The sequence below is a fragment of the Pseudomonas sp. NFACC10-1 genome (assembly GCF_900119195.1).
GTDB classification, from domain to species: Bacteria; Pseudomonadota; Gammaproteobacteria; order Pseudomonadales; family Pseudomonadaceae; genus Aquipseudomonas; species Aquipseudomonas cerasi.
Genome location: NZ_FPJB01000005.1, coordinates 290,020 through 309,876 on the forward strand (window position 1 = coordinate 290,020; position 19,857 = coordinate 309,876).

General features: G+C 58.4%; 15 protein-coding genes. 7 read left to right on the forward strand and 8 right to left on the reverse strand.

Features of this window, described 5'->3' with window-relative positions; genetic code table 11:
- The first annotated feature begins 238 nt into the window (after positions 1 to 238).
- From BT119_RS16540 to BT119_RS16555, 4 genes are read left to right on the forward strand one after another with little or no spacing between them, the layout of a single operon-like run.
- Positions 239 to 952, forward strand: coding sequence for an ABC transporter permease (locus tag BT119_RS16540; protein WP_003368680.1), 714 nt, complete (start codon positions 239 to 241; stop codon positions 950 to 952).
- Between the two features lie 14 nt (positions 953 to 966).
- Positions 967 to 1,860, forward strand: coding sequence for a glycine betaine ABC transporter substrate-binding protein (locus tag BT119_RS16545; protein WP_003431617.1), 894 nt, complete (start codon positions 967 to 969; stop codon positions 1,858 to 1,860).
- Between the two features lie 13 nt (positions 1,861 to 1,873).
- A complete protein-coding gene (locus BT119_RS16550) occupies positions 1,874 to 2,527 on the forward strand; it encodes an ABC transporter permease (RefSeq protein WP_003400010.1) in 654 nt (217 codons plus the stop codon).
- Positions 2,524 to 3,681 (forward strand): osmoprotectant ABC transporter ATP-binding protein OsmV, encoded by a 1,158-nt coding sequence (locus BT119_RS16555; protein WP_003368676.1) that lies wholly within the window; start codon positions 2,524 to 2,526, stop codon positions 3,679 to 3,681. The genes BT119_RS16550 and BT119_RS16555 overlap by 4 nt, the downstream gene beginning before the upstream one ends.
- A 40-nt stretch (positions 3,682 to 3,721) precedes the next feature.
- On the opposite strand, the gene BT119_RS16560 is transcribed toward BT119_RS16555, so the two are convergent.
- Complete coding sequence (locus BT119_RS16560) at positions 3,722 to 6,196, reverse strand: M60 family metallopeptidase (protein WP_072366455.1); 2,475 nt, start codon at positions 6,194 to 6,196, stop codon at positions 3,722 to 3,724.
- A gap of 468 nt (positions 6,197 to 6,664) precedes the next feature.
- Between BT119_RS16560 and BT119_RS16565 the strand changes: the two genes are divergently transcribed.
- The 3 genes from BT119_RS16565 to BT119_RS16575 all read left to right on the forward strand — a co-directional run bounded on the left by BT119_RS16565 (position 6,665) and on the right by BT119_RS16575 (position 10,759).
- Entirely contained in the window at positions 6,665 to 7,828 is a 1,164-nt protein-coding gene (locus tag BT119_RS16565; protein WP_003368674.1) for a type III PLP-dependent enzyme, read from the forward strand.
- A 108-nt stretch (positions 7,829 to 7,936) separates the two neighbouring features.
- Positions 7,937 to 8,200: a hypothetical protein gene (locus BT119_RS16570; protein WP_046718983.1), complete on the forward strand. Its 264-nt coding sequence runs from the start codon at positions 7,937 to 7,939 to the stop codon at positions 8,198 to 8,200.
- A 36-nt stretch (positions 8,201 to 8,236) separates the two neighbouring features.
- Complete coding sequence (locus BT119_RS16575) at positions 8,237 to 10,759, forward strand: PepSY domain-containing protein (protein WP_072366457.1); 2,523 nt, start codon at positions 8,237 to 8,239, stop codon at positions 10,757 to 10,759.
- Between the two features lie 299 nt (positions 10,760 to 11,058).
- Here the strand turns inward: BT119_RS16575 and BT119_RS16585 are convergent, their stop codons facing one another.
- The 7 genes from BT119_RS16585 to BT119_RS16615 all read right to left on the reverse strand — a co-directional run bounded on the left by BT119_RS16585 (position 11,059) and on the right by BT119_RS16615 (position 19,825).
- Positions 11,059 to 12,033, reverse strand: a complete 975-nt coding sequence (locus BT119_RS16585; RefSeq protein ID WP_003313770.1) for a peptide ABC transporter ATP-binding protein — start codon at positions 12,031 to 12,033, stop codon at positions 11,059 to 11,061.
- Positions 12,033 to 13,001, reverse strand: a complete 969-nt coding sequence (locus BT119_RS16590) for an ABC transporter ATP-binding protein (RefSeq protein WP_054081996.1) — start codon at positions 12,999 to 13,001, stop codon at positions 12,033 to 12,035. The genes BT119_RS16585 and BT119_RS16590 overlap by 1 nt, the downstream gene beginning before the upstream one ends.
- Positions 13,002 to 13,011: 10 nt before the next feature.
- Positions 13,012 to 13,923 (reverse strand): ABC transporter permease subunit, encoded by a 912-nt coding sequence (locus BT119_RS16595; protein ID WP_003431612.1) that lies wholly within the window; start codon positions 13,921 to 13,923, stop codon positions 13,012 to 13,014.
- A 10-nt stretch (positions 13,924 to 13,933) separates the two neighbouring features.
- Positions 13,934 to 14,944 carry an ABC transporter permease subunit gene (locus BT119_RS16600; RefSeq protein WP_003313766.1) on the reverse strand — a complete coding sequence of 337 codons (1,011 nt, stop codon included), beginning with the start codon at positions 14,942 to 14,944 and terminating at the stop codon, positions 13,934 to 13,936.
- A gap of 74 nt (positions 14,945 to 15,018) precedes the next feature.
- Positions 15,019 to 16,614 (reverse strand): ABC transporter substrate-binding protein, encoded by a 1,596-nt coding sequence (locus tag BT119_RS16605; RefSeq protein WP_003431611.1) that lies wholly within the window; start codon positions 16,612 to 16,614, stop codon positions 15,019 to 15,021.
- 82 nt (positions 16,615 to 16,696) lie between these two features.
- Complete coding sequence (locus tag BT119_RS16610; protein WP_003368668.1) at positions 16,697 to 18,076, reverse strand: OprD family porin; 1,380 nt, start codon at positions 18,074 to 18,076, stop codon at positions 16,697 to 16,699.
- Positions 18,077 to 18,232: 156 nt separating this feature from the next.
- Positions 18,233 to 19,825, reverse strand: a complete 1,593-nt coding sequence (locus tag BT119_RS16615) for an ABC transporter substrate-binding protein (protein WP_072366374.1) — start codon at positions 19,823 to 19,825, stop codon at positions 18,233 to 18,235.
- Positions 19,826 to 19,857 lie beyond the last annotated feature (32 nt).

Below are 19,857 nucleotides of genomic sequence, written 5' to 3' on the forward strand. Positions count from 1 at the left end.
TGGGAACCTTTCAGGTCGTGGAGACGTCCACTCCCCCGTCAAGGCTCGCAACGAAGCCAACGCAAGGGGCTGATTCATCAGCATGTTGGTTTGACGAAGCTGCGCTTATGGCTTGTGTTTTCGCCGAGGTTAAACCCTTACCGGCGACCCACCCGCTGCTCTTCGCGAACGTTATTGCCGGCGTCCTTTCCGGACGCCCAGGTCAACGCGTTCGCCGACTGAAATAAGGAGTCCGCCTGTGGCAAATCGCTATGGCAAGGGGCTATTGGGAGGTGCGGTTGCGATCGCACTCCTGGCCCTGCTGATCCACTGGATCGGCATCAGTACTATCAAGCAATACCAGGATGACCTGCTGTTCTACCTTCAGGCTCACCTGATTCTGGTTCTGGTTTCAATGTTGGCGGCCCTGGTGGTCGGCATCCCTGCAGGCATTGCCCTCAGCCGACCGAGCATGGTTGGCCGCGCTGAACGCTTCATGCAGATCTTCAACATTGGCAACACCGTTCCTCCTCTCGCCGTTCTGGCCATTGCCCTCGGAATTCTCGGGATCGGCAGCGGGCCGGCGATCTTCGCGCTGTTCCTCGCCTCTCTGTTGCCTATCGTGCGTAATACCTACGAAGGCCTGAAAAACGTCCAGGGTTCACTCAAGGAAGCTGCCGTCGGTATTGGCATGACTCCGCGTCAGGTGCTGTGGCGTGTCGAGCTGCCCAACGCCGTGCCGATCATTGTCGGCGGTGTGCGTGTCGCGCTGGCGATCAATGTCGGGACCGCGCCACTGGCGTTTCTCATCGGCGCCAACAGCCTTGGCAGCCTGATTTTCCCGGGCATTGCGTTGAACAACCAGCCGCAACTGGTGCTGGGTGCAGCGTGTACCGCTCTGCTGGCGCTGCTGCTCGATGGTCTGGTGACACTGGCCAGTCGTCTTTGGCTGGAACGCGGACTGGCTCGCTGAGCGAAGGAATTCTCATGAAAAGAATATGCTTGTTTTTAGGCTTTGCCTTGCTGTTTCCGGCACTTGCCCAGGCTGCGGAAAAGCCGCTGCTACGTATCGGCGCACGAGTGTTCACCGAACAGACCATGCTTGCCGAACTGACCGCGCAATACCTGCGGACCAAGAACTACGACGTCCAGATTACCGGCGGCCTTGGCAGCAACCTGGCGCGCAGCGCTCAGGAGAGCGGTCAGCTGGATCTGCTGTGGGAATACACCGGTGTGTCGCTGGTGGCCTACAACCACATCGACGAAAAACTCGACAGCGCCCAGACCTATGCGCGGGTCAAGGAAGTGGATGCGAAGAAAGGCCTGGTCTGGCTTTCACCGTCGAAGTTCAACAACACCTACGCGTTGGCACTGCCGCAGAAAGTGGCTGACAAGTACCCGCAGATCAACACCATGACCGACCTGACCAAAGTGCTCAAGGACGAAGCCAAAGAGGGTCATGTCGTAGCGCTGGACACCGAGTTTGCCAACCGTTCCGACGGCCTGATCGGCATGGTCAAGCACTACGACATGAACCTCGGTCGTGAAAACACCCGGCAGATGGACGCCGGGCTAGTCTACACCGCGTTGCGCAACGGTCAGGTTTTCGCCGGTCTGGTGTACACAACCGACGGTCGTCTGAATGCGTTCAAGCTGAAAGTGCTGGAAGACGACAAGCACTATTTCCCTGACTACACCGCAGCGCCGGTGATCCGTCAGGAATATCTGGACAAGCATCCGGACATCGCCACGCTGCTCAAGCCGCTGGCTGACCTGCTGGACAACCAGACCATGATCGACCTCAACGCGCGCGTCGACGTCGGCCATGAAAGCCCCTCCACGGTTGCTGCAGACTTTCTGCGCCAGCACCCATTGAATTAAGGAAGGAGACGATATGAGTTTCTTGAGCGCCTTCTCCCATCTGGACTGGGCACAGGTTCTGCAACTGACCTGGCAGCACATTACGCTGGTGGGCATCGCCGTGACCCTGGCGATTGTCGTCGGCGTGCCACTGGGCGTGCTGATGACGCGTTTTCCAGCACTGGCGGGCCCGTTGCAGGCAAGCGCCACGGTATTGCTGACCGTGCCGTCGATTGCCCTGTTCGGCCTGTTGCTGCCGTTCTACTCCAAATTCGGCCAGGGCCTTGGCCCGATGCCGGCTATTACCGCAGTGTTTCTCTATTCGCTGCTGCCGATCATGCGTAACACCTACCTGGCGCTGACTGGCGTAGAACCGGGTATCCGCGAGGCCGCCAAAGGCATCGGCATGACCTTCGGCCAGCGTCTGCGGATGGTCGAGCTGCCCATCGCCGTGCCTGTGATCCTCGCCGGTGTGCGCACCGCCGTGGTGATGAATATCGGTGTCATGACCATTGCCGCGACCATCGGTGCCGGTGGTCTGGGTGTACTCATTCTTGCTTCTATCAGCCGCAGCGATATGTCGATGCTGATCGTCGGCGCGGTACTGGTCAGCATTCTGGCCATCATCGCCGACCTTCTCCTGCAATGGCTGCAACGCACGCTGACTCCAAAAGGATTACTGAAATGATCGAACTCCAGAACCTCTCCAAGACTTTCCAGAGCAACGGCAAAGAAGTGAAGGCTGTCGATTCGGTCAGCCTCACGGTCAACGAAGGCGAAATCTGCGTCTTCCTCGGCCCCTCGGGCTGCGGCAAAAGCACCACGCTGAAAATGATCAACCGCCTGATCATGCCGACCTCCGGCAAAGTGCTGATCAATGGCGAAGACACCACTGATCTGGATGAAGTGACCCTGCGTCGCAACATCGGCTACGTGATTCAGCAGATCGGTCTGTTCCCGAACATGACCATCGAAGAAAACATCGTGGTCGTGCCCAAGCTGCTCGGCTGGGACAAGCAGCGTTGCCATGACCGTGCTCGTGAATTGATGAGCATGATCAAGCTGGAGCCCAAACAGTACCTGCATCGCTACCCGCGTGAACTGTCCGGTGGTCAGCAACAGCGTATCGGCGTGATCCGTGCCCTGGCAGCCGACGCACCCTTGCTGTTGATGGACGAACCGTTCGGTGCGGTCGACCCGATCAACCGCGAGATGATTCAGAACGAGTTCTTCGAGATGCAGCGCGCGCTGAACAAGACCGTGATCATGGTCAGCCACGACATTGATGAAGCCATCAAGCTGGGCGATAAGATCGCGATCTTCCGTGGTGGCAAACTGCTGCAGATCGATCACCCGGACACCTTGCTCGCGCATCCGGCCGACGACTTCGTCAGCAGCTTCGTCGGCCAGGACAGCACCCTCAAGCGTCTGCTGTTGGTCAAGGCCGAAGACGCCGCCGACAACGCGCCATCGGTCAGCCCGGAAACCCCGGTGGCCGATGCGCTGGAAGTGATGGACGAAAACGACCGTCGCTATATCGTGGTCACCGACAGCGAAAACAAGGCGATGGGCTATGTACGTCGTCGTGACCTGCACCGTCAGCAGGGCACGTGCGCGCAGTTCCTGCGTGAATTCAACGCCACCGCCGCTTACGACGAGCACTTGCGCATCCTGCTGTCGCGCATGTACGAGTTCAACCGCGCCTGGCTGCCGGTGCTGGACGCCGAGAACGTGTTCCTGGGTGAAGTGACGCAAGAGTCCATTGCGGCTTATCTGAGCTCCGGCCGTTCGCGTGGCATGAAGACCAGTATTGTCTCGCCAGCCGAGCAAGTGGCTTCCTGACCGGATGTATTGCCGCCAGCATCATGGCTGGCGGCAATGTTCACACTTGGAAATTCTCCATGCCACATTGAGTAACGTTGTTTTTCTGCAATGCAGACGCAGTCATTGCGTCTGCAGCGTCGCTCTCATACAACGTTGTCACGACCCCCTGATACTCGACGTTCACTTTACAGTGGTCATTACCCTCGAACTTCTTGCTGCTGGTCCAGACCTGGTTGGACACACTTGAATAGTAGGCTTTGCCTTGGGTGATCTCGGAGGCATAGAGGTCATTGACCAAAAGCTTGTAGTTAAGCTTTTTAAACGTGTCTCCCTCGAAATAGACCTCCAGCAGGTCATCTGTTCTGACGACCTTCGCGACTGTCAGTCGCAACAACATACTCTGGGCAATGGCCAGATAAGAACGGTAAGACGCCCGGTTTGTCACGCTGATGAGAGGGTTGCCATTGACGGTCATGTACAGGGCATCAACGCTTGCCTGATCGACACCTGCTACCAGTTGGGTCATCGTTGAGTCGGTGAAGAGCTGGCGGATGGGCAGGGCGATTTTTGCCTGTTCGACATTGCCGGAGAACAGGGTATAGGGTTTCCCTATGCCTGCAATTGCCGTGATGGTCACCTCTTGATGGCCTACGCCGCCGAGGCGTATCCAGGTGTTGTCAATAAGTCCTGAGCCGTTGGGGTAGCCCTTCTCAAGCGTTGCATAAGGAGGGGCTCCGAAGACGATCGTGTAATCATAATTCTTGAAAGCCTCACCCTCGAACGTCACTTGGACAAGTCCTGCGCTGACGATCACGCTTCTTATGGTTTTTTGCAGGAGCAACCGTTGTGCACGGTTCAATAGTCGGCCGTGCAGTTCATCGGTCTTTTCTTTCTCCAGATTGAAGAAAAGAACGTCAAGCCTTGGCTGGGTAATGCCGGGCCTCAGTTCAGCACAACGGTCATCGGTAAACATGGCCTTGATATTGAACAGCAGGATGGGTCGTGATGCGGTGCTGGCCACAGTGTATGGCTTGCCTCCAGCAAACACCTTGACTGACGCCTCATCCCCTTCGGAGAGGGGAGTGCTGGCTTCAACGTAGGCGATGCCTTCCTCGATACGGGCTTCACAACCCACGTGTTCGCCGTTGTCTGCCCACGCCACTAACGTGCCGTTGAGCGTTATTTCGTAACGGTATGGCGTGTACCATTGCTTGGCAACGGTAAACTTTATCCGGTCTTGAAAGGTAGCGTGCACGCTGGACAGGATATGGGCAAGCGGCGGGGTGTAAGTGAGCAACGGCAGATCGATCGGGATCGTCGTCTCAGCGTCATTTTCCCAAATGGCCCGCGTCAATGCGGGCAGGTCGGCGATCTGGTTGAGGGTTTCAGGGGTTGGGTACAACCCCCAGCGATCAAAGAATTCCGCCAGGTTGAGGTGGCTCAGCAGCGAGGTTTCGACGATGAAGCGCTGCGCTTTATCGTCGCTGACGGTGGGCGGGTTGTGCATGAGCCGATAGCGCTGGTGCAATTGCGGGTAGAACGAAGTACCGAAGCTAAGACGCAATTGCCAGAGCATGACAAGCTTGTGTCCGGCCTCCTTGATGTTGTCGTACGCTCGCAGGCTACTGGCCAGGTACTCTTTCACGGGGGGGTAACTGGAGTCGGCGCCTGTAGCACGGCCAAGGAAAAACTCTTGGGCGGCCATCGAGTAGAGATTGACCGTGACCTCTGTCATTCCGGTGCCGGTGCCCCATGTCATAGGGCTGAGTTGTCGTTGATGGCCGCTTTCGTGCCAAGGGCCCCAACCATCTTCAGGGGCGGTCGACAGTAAACGCGCCAGCGCAGCCGATCCGTTAAACCCCATATGACCGTTTGTGGCAAACATGTAAAGCCGGTCCGCTTCCACGTAGAAATGTTTACTGGGATCAAGCGCCCATTCCATCGTGCCGTAGTCGATCAAGCCTGAAATACCATCCTGCGCGCTAATGGCACCATCGAAATTGCCCATCAGCTTTACGGGATCGGTCAGGTAGAGCTGTGCGCTCTGATAGCGCACCACGACAATAGCCCTCGGGCTGGTAAGCAGCACGACAGGCGCTTCGCTGTAGTGCGCCATTTGCTGTTCCCATTCCAGATTGGTCATATCCATTCTGAAAAACGGCACATGGTTGTACTGTCCTGTTATGTCCAGAACCACGTGGCCAAGGGGGTCCAGGTTGGTGAAGCCCAGCAGGCCTGTGTTGGTAGCGACAAGAACGTTCATGCCACGGTGCAGCGGGTACGAGGTGGGGGTATCCAGTTCTGGCACCCCGATCACTGCAGACACCAGATTCATGTACAGACTGGTTGCTGTGATTTCCAGCCGATCGCCTTTCGTTACATAAATATTAGTCGGCTGAAAGTCGGTGTGTGTCCTGGTACGGGCGTGACGTTGGCGATGACTTTCGGCAGATCCGAAGCCGAAGGCTTGCCACCGGGCTTGAACTGCACTGGGCGCAACGGAGCTTGCGGCGTGAAGGTGTCGGTCATCCATGATCGTTACCTGAAAAGGCGGTCTGAGCTGTTTATTGAGCGCGCAACCCCTGCATCCGTCTACTGACAGAACTGACAGGCTGATTTGCTTTGCGTGCCGGTGAATAAGGTGATGCCCAGCGTGCTGCGAAAAGGCATTGGCGACGGAGGTGGGGAACATCTGCCTGTCATGCAGGTCGGTTAAACAGGTCCTTGGGAAGGCAACTCAAGAGCCCTGTGCAAAAACGCGACATTTTTTGTTGATATCCGGCCCCTCAGGTCCTAAAGTTCGCGCCGAACGTCCATGCTGGAAACGATCCATCCGGCTCAAGTACTGACGACGAGACAGCAAGGCCAGGAAGGCAGCCCTTCAGGGCCTTTTTGCTTTCGGCGACATGCCTTGGGAAGTAGGCGAACCAAAGTGGGGATACGGAGGGCGTTCATTTGTACCCATTGACCAATACCGTTTGCCAATAGGAGTTCCAGCAGCATGCCGATCAATGTCGAAGACTACTACTCAGCCGAAACCTTCAAGAAAATGAAGGCGTTCGCTGACAAGCAAGAAACCCCGTTCGTGGTCATTGATACTGACATCATCAGCAAGGCATATGACGACCTGCGTGCGGGCTTCGAATTCGCCAAGGTTTATTATGCGGTCAAGGCCAACCCTGCCGTTGAAGTCATCAATCTGCTCAAGGAAAAGGGTTCGAGCTTCGACATTGCGTCGATCTACGAGCTGGACAAGGTCCTGAGCTGTGGTGTCGGTCCGGAGCGCATGAGCTACGGCAACACCATCAAGAAATCCAAGGACATTCGCTACTTCTACGAGAAGGGCGTGCGTTTGTTTGCGACCGACTCCGAAGCCGACCTGCGTAACATTGCCAAGGCTGCACCGGGCGCGAAAGTCTATGTGCGCATTCTGACCGAAGGTTCGACCACTGCCGACTGGCCTCTGTCGCGCAAATTCGGCTGCCAGACCGACATGGCCATGGACCTGCTGATTCTTGCCCGCGACCTGGGTCTGGTGCCTTACGGCATCTCCTTCCACGTCGGCTCGCAGCAGCGCGACATCAGCGTCTGGGATGCTGCCATTGCCAAGGTCAAAGTGATCTTCGAGCGTCTGAAAGAAGAAGACGGCATCGTTCTCAAGCTGATCAACATGGGTGGCGGCTTCCCGGCTAACTACATCACCCGCACCAACAGCCTCGAAACCTACGCTGAAGAGATCATCCGCTTCCTGAAGGAAGACTTCGGTGATGACCTGCCGGAAATCATTCTGGAGCCAGGCCGTTCGCTGATCTCCAACGCCGGTATTCTGGTCAGCGAAGTGGTATTGGTCGCCCGTAAGTCGCGTACTGCGGTCGAGCGTTGGGTATACACCGACGTGGGCAAGTTCTCCGGTCTGATCGAAACCATGGACGAAGCCATCAAGTTTCCGATCTGGACCGAGAAAAAAGGCGAAATGGAAGAAGTGGTCATCGCCGGCCCTACCTGCGACAGCGCCGACATCATGTACGAAAACTACAAGTACGGTCTGCCACTCAACCTGGCCATCGGTGACCGTATGTACTGGTTGTCCACCGGTGCCTACACCACCAGCTACAGCGCAGTGGAATTCAATGGCTTCCCGCCATTGAAGTCGTTCTACCTGTAAATTACCTGCGTCAGAAAAAGCCCATGAAAGTGGGCTTTTTTTTGCCCGTAAAAAAATAGTTATACAAGCCTTTAGGCGCTGATCCGTACGATAAGTGCAGCGTTTTTTTTGCCGAAACCCGATACGTTCCAGGATCAGTTGGTAGGCTTGAGGGAAAAGCAGCGAACGCAGTTGACCGAACTGCAGGCAGCGGTTGACGAAAAGCATGCAGCGCTGGACGTCGAAGTGGGCAAGCGTGACCAGCTCTCGGCCCTTGCCTCGGTCGAGTTTTGCAAGACCGATTACGTTCGCGAGATGAGCAAATTGCTCGAAGCGTTGAAACATGCAAAAGACACGTTACAGATAGACAGGCCATGGCCGTCAGTGCATTAATTGCCCCGCGAAATATGAGTGAGAGTGGCGAGCGTGCTGAAGAAAGTCCTGTTTCAGTTGCACTGGTTCTTCGGGATCACGGCAGGTCTGGTGTTGACCCTAATGGGGATGACCGGTGCGCTGTATTCGTTCGAGGACGAAATTCTCGACGCGCTGAACCCGAATGTGCTGTTGGTCGAGTCGCGTGGTGCCACGCTGCCACCCGTTGAACTGGTGCGCAGGCTGGAGGCCGCGACCGGCCTGACGGTCGCTATTCTGCGTGTCGAAACCACTGGCAACCGTGTCGCTCAGGTGTTTTTCACGCCCAAAGCAGGTGAGCGTCGAGGCCCCAAACGCAATTTCGACCCCTACACCGGCGAGCTTAAAGGCAATGCAGTAGGGGAGGGTTTTTTCGACTTTGTCCTGAAGCTGCACCGTTATCTGGCCATGGGCGAGGCGGGCAAGCAGGTTACGGCGGCGTGTACGCTGATTCTGGTGTTCTTTTGCCTGTCCGGGCTTTACCTGCGCTGGCCTCGCGCAGTGCGGAACTGGCGGGTCTGGCTGACGGTTGACTGGGCAAAGAAAGGCCGAAGTTTCAATTGGGACCTGCATTCGGTCTTCGGCACTTGGTGCCTGTTGTTCTACCTGTTGTTCGCCCTCACGGGACTCACTTGGTCGTATGACTGGGTGAGCAACGGTCTGAATAAACTGATCGGGGATTCGCCGCTCAACGAAGACGTAGCTGCGCCAGCCAAGGCTGCTGGAAGATCGCCCTTGGTGGTCGATTACGTGGCGGTCTGGGACAGTATCCAGAAGGCTGCCGGGCCGGACTTGCGCGCTTACAACCTGCGCCTGCCTGCTGCCGGCGGTCAGCCTGCCACGGTGTTTTACCTGCTCAAGGATTCACCGCACCCGCGCGCGCTGAACACCATCACCCTTGATCCGGCCAATGGTCAGGTCAGCTCGGTTGTACGCTATGCCGAGCGCAGTTTCGGTGCGCAATTGCTGGCCAGCAATTATGCGCTGCACGTCGGCAGCTACTTCGGGCTCGTCGGTCGAATCATCATGACCGGCGCATCGTTGCTGATGCCGCTGTTCTTCATTACTGGCTGGTTGCTGTACCTGGATCGACGTCGCAAGAAGCGTGATATCGAGCGTGCACGCGGCGAGGTTCAGGGTGATGACCACGACGATGACGCATCCTGGCTCGTCTGTTTCGCCAGTCAAAGCGGTTTCTCCGAGCAATTGGCCTGGCAGACCGCTGGCCAGTTGCAGGCTTCAGGATTGTCGGTGCGCGTGAAGCAACTGGGCGATCTGAGCGAAGAAGAGCTATGCCGAAGCCGCAATGCCTTGTTCGTTGTCAGTACCTTTGGTGACGGAGAGGCACCGGACAGTGCCCGACGTTTTGAGCGCAATCTGCTGGGTAGTCCGCTTTCACTGAACCAGCTCGATTACGCCGTTCTGGCGCTCGGCGACCGGCAGTATCCGCATTTTTGCGGCTTTGCCCATCGTTTGCATGACTGGTTGACCGAGCAGGGCGGGCGCAGCGTGTTTCCGCCTGTTGAAGTGGACAGCGCCGATCCTGTGGCCCTGCAACACTGGCAGCAGCAATTGGGGCAGTTGACTGGCTCCGTGCCGGCAGCGCACTGGCAGACACCGGTTTTCGAGAACTGGACGCTGGCCCGGCGCGTGCTTTTAAACGCTGGCAGCAGTGGTTCGGAGGTCTATCTGCTGGACCTGACGCCGCCAGCCCTTGCGCATTGGCAGGCGGGGGATCTGGTCGAGGTGATGCCGCGCCACACACTGCAGGTCATCGAGCCGTTTCTCGCCGGGCTGGGTGTCGATCCGGGCGCATCGGTCAGCGTGGATGGCTTGCAGGAACCGCTCGCGCAGGCGCTGGAAAGCCGCCAGTTACCGCAGAACCGTTCACATCTGGTGGGGCTGCATGCGCAAGCGTTAATCGGTGCGCTGGTGCCGGTCTCCGTACGTGAATACTCGATTGCCTCGATTGCGCAGGACGGCATTCTGCAACTCATCGTGCGTCAGGAAGTGCATGCCGACGGTAGCCTGGGGCTGGGTTCGGGGTGGCTTACCGAACATTGTGCCGTGGGCGGTGCCGTCAGCCTGCGTTTGCGCCGTAACAGCAGCTTTCATCTGCCTGTCGAACCTGTCCCGCTGATCCTGTTGGGCAATGGTACGGGGCTGGCCGGTTTACGCAGCCTGCTCAAGGCGCGTATCGCTCAAGGTCAGGTGCGCAACTGGTTGCTGTTCGGCGAACGTAACCGGGCGCATGACTTTCATTGCGGCGCTGAGCTGCAGGGCTGGCTGGAGGCTGGTCTTCTGACGCGCCTGGACCTGGCTTTTTCCCGCGATCAGGCAGAGAAAATCTACGTGCAGGATCGTTTGCGCGAGGCGGCCGAGGAACTGCGTCTATGGCTCGACGAAGGGGCTGCGATTTACATCTGTGGCAGCTTGCGGGGTATGGCGGCGGGCGTGGATCAGGTGTTGAACGAGGTGCTGGGCGAGCAGGCGATCAGCGAATTGATCGAGGAAGGGCGTTATCGGCGGGATGTGTATTAAGCATCGCACGATAGTTGAGAGTATCGTTCCTCACGCTCCAGCGTGGGAATGCCTTGGTTGACGCTCTGCGTCACAAATCTGCGCCGCACCACATACTCAAAACCGGACGCGGGGCGTCCAAGAGCCCTGTGGAAGTGAGCTTGCTCACGAATACGATGGCCCAGACGCCCCATCTTCAGGGAATTTACTGGCCTCTTCGCGAGCAAGCTCGCTCCCACGGCCGCTGGCCAGAATCAAAAGCGTACTTGTGTATAACGCTGAGCGCTGGAGCGTGGGCACGATAGTCTTTTGGCTTTTAGCTACGCCGCTACAAATTGCTCGGCATAGTGGCAAGCCACCTGGCGGTTATCCACCAGGCGCAGCTCTGGCACTTCGGCTGCACAACGCTCGGTCGCATAGGGGCAGCGCTTGTGGAAGGCGCAGCCGCTTGGCGGGTTGAGTGGGTTGGGCAGCTCGCCGACGATCTTGATCTTCGGCTTGAGCGGGTCCGGGTGGATGGTCGGAGTCGCCGACAGCAGCGCCTGGGTGTACGGGTGCAGCGGACGGTTGTAGATCTCTTCCTTGGGACCCATTTCCGCAGGCCGGCCCAGGTACATCACCAATACCGTATCGGCGACATGGCGCACCACCGACAGGTTGTGGGAGATGAACACGTAGGCGGTGTTGAATTCCTGCTGCAGGTCCATGAACAGGTTCAGTACCTGCGCCTGAATCGACACGTCCAGCGCTGAAGTCGGCTCGTCCGCTACCAGCACCTTGGGCTGCAGCATCATCGCCCGAGCCAGCGCGATACGCTGACGCTGACCGCCGGAGAACATGTGCGGGTAGCGCTGATAGTGCTCAGGGCGTAAACCGACCTGGGCCATCATCGCCTGGACTTTCTCGCGGCGTTCGGCGGCTGACAGGCTGGTGTTGATCAGCAGCGGCTCGCCGAGCTGATCCCCGACTTTCTGCCTCGGGTTGAGCGAGGCATAAGGACTCTGGAAGACCATCTGCACGTCCTTGCGCAACTGTTTGCGCTCGGCCTTGCTGGCCCCGGCAACTTCCTGACCGGCGATTTTCAGCGAGCCGGATGAAGGCTCTTCGATCAGCGTCAGCGCGCGCGCCAGTGTCGATTTGCCACAGCCGGACTCGCCGACCACAGCCAGGGTCTTGCCGGCTTCCAGTTCGAAGGACACGCCGTTAAGCGCACGCACCAGCGCTGTGCCCTTGAACAGGCCGCGGGAGACTTCGTAGTGACGGGTAAGGTCGCGGGCGGTAAGTACGACGCTCATTACGCCACCTCCTGATTCAAGGGATAGAAGCAGCGCGCCAGACTGTGCGCCTTGGGATCAAGGGCAGGGCGTTCGATTCGGCAGTTGTCGCGCACGTAAGGGCAGCGCGGTGACAGCAGGCAACCCTGTGGACGGTCATAGCGGCCCGGGACCATCCCCGGCAGCGTGGCGAGGCGCTCGGCGCCCATGCTGTGCTCGGGAATGGCGGCCAGCAAGGCTTCGCTGTACGGGTGGGCAGGGACATCGAACAGCCCCGGCACCTGCCCGACTTCGACGGCCTGACCGGCGTACATCACGCAGACACGCTGGGCGGTTTCGGCCACGACAGCCAGGTCGTGAGTAATCAGCACCAGTGCCATGTCCTGCTCTTTCTGCAGGCTCAGCAGCAGCTCCATGATCTGCGCCTGAATGGTCACGTCCAGCGCGGTGGTCGGTTCGTCGGCGATCAGCAGTTTCGGTTCGCCGGCAATCGCCATGGCAATCGCCACACGCTGGCTCATGCCGCCGGACAATTGATGCGGGTAGGCATTCAGGCGCGCGGCGGCGCCAGGGATCTCGACCTTTTCCAGCAGTTCCAGTGCACGCTGGCGTGCAGCCTTGCCCGACATGTTCAGGTGCTGGCGCAGCACTTCCTCGATCTGGAAGCCCACGGTGTAACTGGGGTTCAGAGCGGTCATCGGGTCCTGAAAGACCATCGCCAGGTCTTTGCCGATAATGCGTCGACGCTGCCGTGCGTTGAGCTTGAGCAGGTCGTTGCCGTCGAAATTGAGCGCGTCGGCGGTGATGATGCCGGGGGAGTCGATCAGCCCCATCAGCGCCATCATGGTCACCGATTTACCGGAACCCGATTCGCCGACGATGGCCAGTACTTCACCCTTTTCGACGCTCAGGGACAGGCCGTCCACAACAGGTACGGCCTTGGCGTCGCCGAAGCGGACGTTGAGATTCTTGATTTCAAGAAGTGACATGCGAATCTCCTCAGGCGGCGTTCTTGAGTTTCGGGTCCAGCGCATCGCGCAGACCGTCGCCCATCAGGTTGATTGCCAGCACGCTGAGCAAAATGGTCAGACCGGGCAGGCTCACGACCCACCAGGCACGTTCGATGTAGTCGCGCGCCGAGGCGAGCATGGTGCCCCACTCAGGCGTCGGTGGCTGTACGCCCAGACCCAGGAAGCCCAGCGCTGCGGCATCGAGAATCGCCGACGAGAAGCTCAGGGTGGCCTGAACGATCAGCGGTGCCATGCAGTTGGGCAGCACGGTGATGAACATCAGGCGCGGCAGGGTGGCGCCGGCCAGACGGGCGGCCGTCACGTAGTCGCGGTTCAGTTCGCCCATCACCGCAGCGCGGGTGAGACGAACATAGGAAGGCAGCGACACGATGGCGATGGCGATCACGGTGTTGATCAGGCCAGGGCCGAGGATCGCCACGATGGCCACAGCCAGCAGCAGCGAGGGCAGGGCCAGCATGATGTCCATCAGACGCATCACCGAAGGGCCCAGAATGCGCGGGAAAAAGCCCGCCAGCAGGCCCAGCAGAATGCCTGGGATCAGCGACATGACCACCGATGCCAGACCGATCAGCAGCGACAGGCGCGAACCCTGGATCAGGCGTGACAGCAGGTCGCGGCCCAGTTCGTCGGTGCCGAGGATGAATTGCCATTGACCGCCTTCAAGCCATACCGGCGGCGTGAGCAGGAAGTCGCGGTATTGCTCGCTCGGGTCATGGGGGGCAACCCAGGGCGCGAACAGGGCGCAGAACACGATCAGGGTCATGAACAGCAGGCCGGCAACCGCGCCTTTGTTTTTCGAGAAGGCTTGCCAGAATTCTTTGTACGGGGATGGGTAAAGCAGGCTTTGATCGACTGCTACCGCAGGAGTAGGGGTGCTCATATCGATGATCTCAGCGCTGGTGACGAATGCGTGGGTTGGCAAAGCCGTAGAGGATATCCACCACGAAATTGACCAGGATCACCAGACAGGCGATCAGCAGAATGCCGTTTTGCACGACCGGGTAGTCCCGGGCGCCAATGGCTTCGATCAACCACTTGCCGATACCCGGCCAGGAGAAGATCGTTTCGGTGAGTACCGCACCGGCCAACAACGTACCGATTTGCAGGCCGAACACGGTCAGTACCGGAATCAGCGCGTTGCGCAGGCCGTGAACGAAGACCACACGGGCAGGCGACAGGCCTTTGGCGCGGGCGGTTCGCACGTAGTCTTCCCGCAATACTTCGAGCATCGACGAGCGGGTCATCCGGGCGATCACCGCCAGCGGGATGGTACCCAGCACGATGGCCGGCAGAATCATGTGGTGCAGGGCATCGAGAAACGCACCCTGTTCGTCACTCAGCAGCGTGTCGATCAGCATGAAGCCGGTGACCGGTGGGATGTCGTACAGCAGGTCGATCCGCCCGGAAACAGGGGTCCATCCCAGTGTTACCGAGAAGAACATGATGAGGATCAGGCCCCACCAGAAGATCGGCATGGAATAGCCGGCGAGGGAAATCCCCATGACCCCATGGTCGAACAGGGACCCTCGCTTGAGTGCGGCGATCACCCCGGCCAGCAGGCCGAGAATACCCGCGAAAATCAGCGCCGCCAGCGACAACTCCAGGGTTGCCGGGAACAGCGAAGTGAATTCGGACCAGACACTGGTGCGTGTACGCAACGATTCACCGAGGTCGCCCTGGGCGAGCTTGCCGATGTAATCGATGTACTGGGCGTAGAGGGGTTTGTTCAGACCCAGACGTTCCATGGCCTGAGCGTGCATTTCCGGATCGACACGGCGCTCACCCATCATGACTTCGACCGGGTCGCCCGGAATCAGACGAATCAGGGCGAAGGTCAATAAGGTGATGCCGAAGAAAGTGGGTATCAGCAACCCCACTCGGCGGGCGATAAAACTAAACATCTTGGTGTGTACCTCATCAGCCGGTTAGGCATGCTCCGGCGAGTCTCGGGTTATGAGCTCGCCGGATTGTTTTTCTACTTCACCTGGGTAGTGGCGAAGTTGTTGGTTGTGAGCGGGCTGATTTGGTAGCCCTCCACATTTTTACGCATGGCGGTGAACATTCTGGTGTGAGCCATGCTGATCCATGGCTGATCCTTGTTGAATATGGCCTGGGCCTGTTCATAGAGCCCAGCGCGCTCCTCGGGGTTCACTGTTTCACGCGCCTTATCGATCAGCTTCTGGAAATCGGCGTTGCACCAGCGGGCGTAGTTCTCGCCGTTTTTCGCCGCTTCACAGCTCAGCATCGGAGTCAGGAAGTTATCAGGGTCGCCATTGTCGCCTGCCCAGCCAGCAGACACCATGTCATGTTCGCCATTCTTGGCACGTTTGAGCATTTCACCCCATTCCATGACGCGGATGTCGATCTTGATGCCGATCTTCGCCAGGTCGGATTGCATCATTTGCGCGCCGAGCATCGGGTTGGGGTTGGTTGGTCCGCCGCCGTTGCGGGTGAACAGGGTAAACGTGGTGCCTTCCGGAACGCCAGCTTCCTTCAGCAAGGCGCGTGCCTTGTCGAGGTCAATCGGTGGGTTCTTCAGGTCTTTGTTATAACCCAGCAGGGTCGGCGGATACGGGTTGACCGCTACCAGCGCGTTGCCCTTGCCGAACACCGCGTTGACATAAGCGTTCTTGTCGAACGTCATGTCAATGGCTTTGCGGACGCGCACGTCGCTCAGGTACTTGTGCGTGGTGTTGATAGCGATGTAGCCGGTGGTCATTGCCTCCAGCTCATCGATTTTCAGATTCGGGTCTTTCTTGATGCTCGGTACGTCGTCCGGCTTCGGATACAGCGCGATCTGACATTCGTTGGCCTTGAGCTTCTGCAGGCGCACGTTGTTGTCGGTGGCGATTGCCAGAATCAAGGCATCGGCAGGCGGCTTGCCGCGGAAGTAGTCCGGGTTTGCCTTGAAGCGTACCTGCGCATCCTTGGCATAGCGCTGGAAGATGAACGGGCCGGTGCCGATCGGCTTGCTGTTGAGGTCGCCGGTCTTGTTGGCTTTCAACAGTTGGTCAGCGTATTCAGCCGGATAGATCGACGCGAAGGCCATCGCGAGGTCGGCCAGGAATGGTGCTTCGCGGCGGGTCAGGGTGAACTTGACGGTGTAGTCGTCAGTTTTCTCGACGCTTTTCAGCAGCTCTTTGAAGCCCATGCTTTCAAAGTAGGGGAAGCCGACGCTCGACTTGTCATGCCACGGGTGCTTCGGGTCCAGCTGACGCTGAAAACTCCAGAGCACATCGTCGGCGTTCATGTCGCGGGTCGGTTTGAAGTAATCGGTGGTGTGGAACTTGACGCCTTTACGCAGGTGGAAGGTGTACGTCAGGCCGTCGTCGCTGATCTCCCAGGAGTCAGCCAGCGCAGGAATCACTTCCGTGGTACCGGGTTTGAAATCCGCGAGGCGGTTGAACACGGTTTCAGCCACGGCATCGGCCGTCACTGCTGTTGTGTATTGCACCATGTCGAAGCCTTCGGGGCTGGCTTCGGTGCAGACCACCAGGGGTTTTGCCGAAACACTGACGGCGACGCTGAGCAGGGCCAGGGCGATCGAGTTTCGTAGCGATAACAGTTTCATTGTGAACCCTCCATAGAGTTGACGCCGATGGTGATGATGGGACGCAAGGCCATTGCCTTGCGCCCCAACGGTTTTCAGCGAATCAAAGAATGTTGAACGGAACGGTGGTCACCAGACGGAATTCGTTGATGTTGCCATCAGCCTGATTCTCGCTGGCGCGGTGCGTGGTGTAGGTGGCGCGGATGGCAGTGGCCTTGAGCGGGCCGGACTGCACGGAGTACGACGAACCAATGCCGTATTCGTAGTGAGTCTCGCCGTCCATTGCCAGTACGTCGGTGTAGCCGGTGCCCTTGTAGTGCGTACCGTCGATGTCCCAGCCACGTGCCTGGTAGATGTTGAATTTCAGGCCCGGCACGCCATATTCGGCCATGTTCAGTACGTAAGCGACCTGCAGGGACTTCTCGTTCGGGCCGTTGAAGTCCGAGAGCAGGGAGTTGGCCAGGAAAATCGCGTTGGTGTCGTGGGCGTAGTCGAAATACTCGTTACCGTTAACTTCCTGGTACGCAACGCTGATGCTGTGCGCGTTATGTGTACCGGTGAAGGACAGGCTGTAGGTATCGTTGTCGATCGCGCCCAGCTTGCTCTGACCTGCATCCTTGGTCTTGTAGTAGTTCAGGTTGGTGCTGAGGGCGAACACCTTGCTGTCACCCAGTTCGTGGGTGAAGCCGAAGTAGTACTGGTGCCAGAAGTCTTCGAGGTTGGACGCATAGAAGCTGGCGGTCAGGCTGTCGGTCGGCTTGTAGTCACCACCAAACATGTCCAGACGGTCGGCCGTCTTGCTGCGATCACCGTACTCGGAGCGGAACTTGTCCAGGCTCTGTTCCATACGTGGCGATACGCGGTCGAAGCTGCCGCCCTGCAGGGACAGGTTGTTGAATTCGTCGCTCTGGACTGCAAAACCCTGGAAACTGGACGGCAGTGCGCGGTTGCCGATGAAGGCGATGACCGGGGTGTTCACCGATTGGCGACCCATGGTCAGGACGGTGTTGGAAACCCGCGCCTTCACGTTGCCCAGGCCCATCTTGCTCCACTGACCCACTGCATCACCGTCACTGTGTGCCAGGGTACGGTTGGAGTTGCCGGCAAAGTCGTCGGTGTCACGGTCCAGCGCAATGGCGTTGTACAGCGCCAGTTCGGTGGAGAAACCTACAACGCCCTGCGTATAACCGGAGGTGTAGTTGACGATCGTGCCCTGCTGCCAGTTGATGCGACGCGAGGTCTGCTCGGCAACGCCGTTGTCGTTGTAGCGGAACACTTCGCCGCGACGCTTGAGTTCATTGGCGTACCAGTTACGGGTTGTGCCGGTCAGGTGTTGGTCTTCGATAAAGCCGTTGGCGTCGGCCTGTGCATTCTTTGAACTCAGCTCGGTCGGTACGAACGTCTGGCTTGCCGGTTCAGCCTGAACCAGTGCGCCAAACGACGAGAGAGACAATGCCAATAATGCAGTGCTAGTTGTTTTCACGATGTGCAGCTCCCTTTATCACTTTTTTATATGCCAGTTCTTTAAGCCTGGCTTTTGGTGGTGCAGGACTTTGGGTCCTGCGTTGTTATAGGTATCGACGCGCAAGTGCCCGCTCTCGCCGTGACACAAGACGGCGAGGGCGTGCGGAGTTTTCGATCAATCGACGATGCTGACGCCTGAAAAATTGTTGCGACCGAACGGGCTGACGTGGAAGTCCCTGACCTCGGCGCGCAATGGCTGATTGACGGTCGAGTGGGCAACCGGTGTGATTGGCACCTGCTCCTTGAGGTAGCGCTGCGCCTGTTGGTACAGGTCGATACGCTTCGCGCGGTCAGTGGTCGCAACCGCGGCCTTGACCAGTTGGTCGTATTTTTCGTCGCACCACATCGAGTAGTTGTTGCCGCCAATCGCGGCGCAGCTGTAAAGCGTGCCCAGCCAGTTGTCCGGGTCACCGTTGTCACCAGTCCAGCCGATCAGCGAGATATCGTGCTCGCCATTTTTGGTGCGTTTGAGGTATTCACCCCATTCGTAACTGACGATCTTGACCTTGATGCCGACCTTGGCCCAGTCGGCCTGAAGCATTTCGGCCATCAGTTTGGCGTTAGGGTTGTAAGGGCGCTGAACCGGCATGGCCCACAGGGTCAGTTCGGTGCCTTCCTTGACGCCTGCGGCACGCAACAGGGTCCTGGCTTTTTCCGGGTCGTAGGGGGCGTCCTTGATAGTGTCGTCATAGGACCACTGGGTCGGTGGCATGGCGTTGACTGCCAGTTGCCCTGCGCCCTGGTAAACCGCGTTGATGATCGCCTTCTTGTTGACGGCCATGTCCAGCGCCTGACGCACTTCCAGCTTGCCCAACGGTTCGTGGCGCACGTTGTAGGCGATGTAGCCGAGATTGAAGCCTGGTTTCTCGATGATCTGCAGGCTTTTGTCTGCCTTGAGGCTGGCGAGGTCCGCCGGGCGCGGGTTGACCGAGACCTGGCATTCATTGGCCTTGAGCTTTTGCATGCGCGCAGAGGCGTCGGTCACGATGGCGAAGATCAACTGATCGATTTTCACCCGGCTCGGGTCCCAGAACTCCTTGTTGCCCTTGTAGCGAATCTGCGAATCCTTCTGATAACGCTGAAACACGAACGGGCCTGTGCCGATAGGCTGCTGGTTGATGTCGCGTACGTCACCCTTGGCCATCAGCTGTTCGGCGTACTCGGCGGAGAGGATGCCGGCGAAGTTCATCGCGATGTTCTGAATGAAGGCCGCGTCGACCGTATTGAGGGTGAACACGACGGTCAGCGGGTCGGTCTTCTCGACGGACTTGATCTTCTTGTTCAGGCCCATGCTGGTGAAGTAGGGGAACTCGGTCGGGTAAGCGACACGGAACGGATGATCGGGCTTGAGCATGCGATTGAAGGTGAACAGCACGTCGTCGGCGTTGAAGTCACGGCTGGGTTTGAAGTTCTTGTTGCTGTGGAACTTCACGCCCTCGCGCAGATGAAACGTGTAGACCAGGCCGTCTTCCGAGATGTCCCAGGAAGTCGCCAGCGCTGGAACCACGGTGGTGTCGCCTTGCTTGAATTCGGTGAGTCGATTGTAGATCGGCTCGGATGCATCGTTATCGGTGGAGGAGGTGTATTGCGCACCGTCGAAGCCAGCCGGACTCGCTTCGGAGCAAAACACCAGATTGCTTGCCGCCTGGGCAAACGGGGCCAGTGCCAACAGTCCCAGGCACGACGTCATCGCAAGAGTTTTACGCATGATGATCCCTATCCTCGAAGGATGAGCCGAGG

What these genes read in the sequence shown, in the direction of transcription:
- BT119_RS16550 (WP_003400010.1), top strand. Translation starts at nt 1,874, where the DNA reads ATGAGTTTCTTGAGCGCCTTCTCCCATCTGGACTGGGCACAGGTTCTG.
- BT119_RS16565 (WP_003368674.1), top strand. Translation starts at nt 6,665, where the DNA reads ATGCCGATCAATGTCGAAGACTACTACTCAGCCGAAACCTTCAAGAAA.
- BT119_RS16615 (WP_072366374.1), bottom strand. Translation starts at nt 19,825, where the DNA reads ATGCGTAAAACTCTTGCGATGACGTCGTGCCTGGGACTGTTGGCACTG.
- BT119_RS16600 (WP_003313766.1), bottom strand. Translation starts at nt 14,944, where the DNA reads ATGTTTAGTTTTATCGCCCGCCGAGTGGGGTTGCTGATACCCACTTTC.
- BT119_RS16560 (WP_072366455.1), bottom strand. Translation starts at nt 6,196, where the DNA reads ATGGATGACCGACACCTTCACGCCGCAAGCTCCGTTGCGCCCAGTGCA.
- BT119_RS16555 (WP_003368676.1), top strand. Translation starts at nt 2,524, where the DNA reads ATGATCGAACTCCAGAACCTCTCCAAGACTTTCCAGAGCAACGGCAAA.
- BT119_RS16605 (WP_003431611.1), bottom strand. Translation starts at nt 16,614, where the DNA reads ATGAAACTGTTATCGCTACGAAACTCGATCGCCCTGGCCCTGCTCAGC.
- BT119_RS16545 (WP_003431617.1), top strand. Translation starts at nt 967, where the DNA reads ATGAAAAGAATATGCTTGTTTTTAGGCTTTGCCTTGCTGTTTCCGGCA.
- BT119_RS16590 (WP_054081996.1), bottom strand. Translation starts at nt 13,001, where the DNA reads ATGTCACTTCTTGAAATCAAGAATCTCAACGTCCGCTTCGGCGACGCC.
- BT119_RS16585 (WP_003313770.1), bottom strand. Translation starts at nt 12,033, where the DNA reads ATGAGCGTCGTACTTACCGCCCGCGACCTTACCCGTCACTACGAAGTC.
- BT119_RS16595 (WP_003431612.1), bottom strand. Translation starts at nt 13,923, where the DNA reads ATGAGCACCCCTACTCCTGCGGTAGCAGTCGATCAAAGCCTGCTTTAC.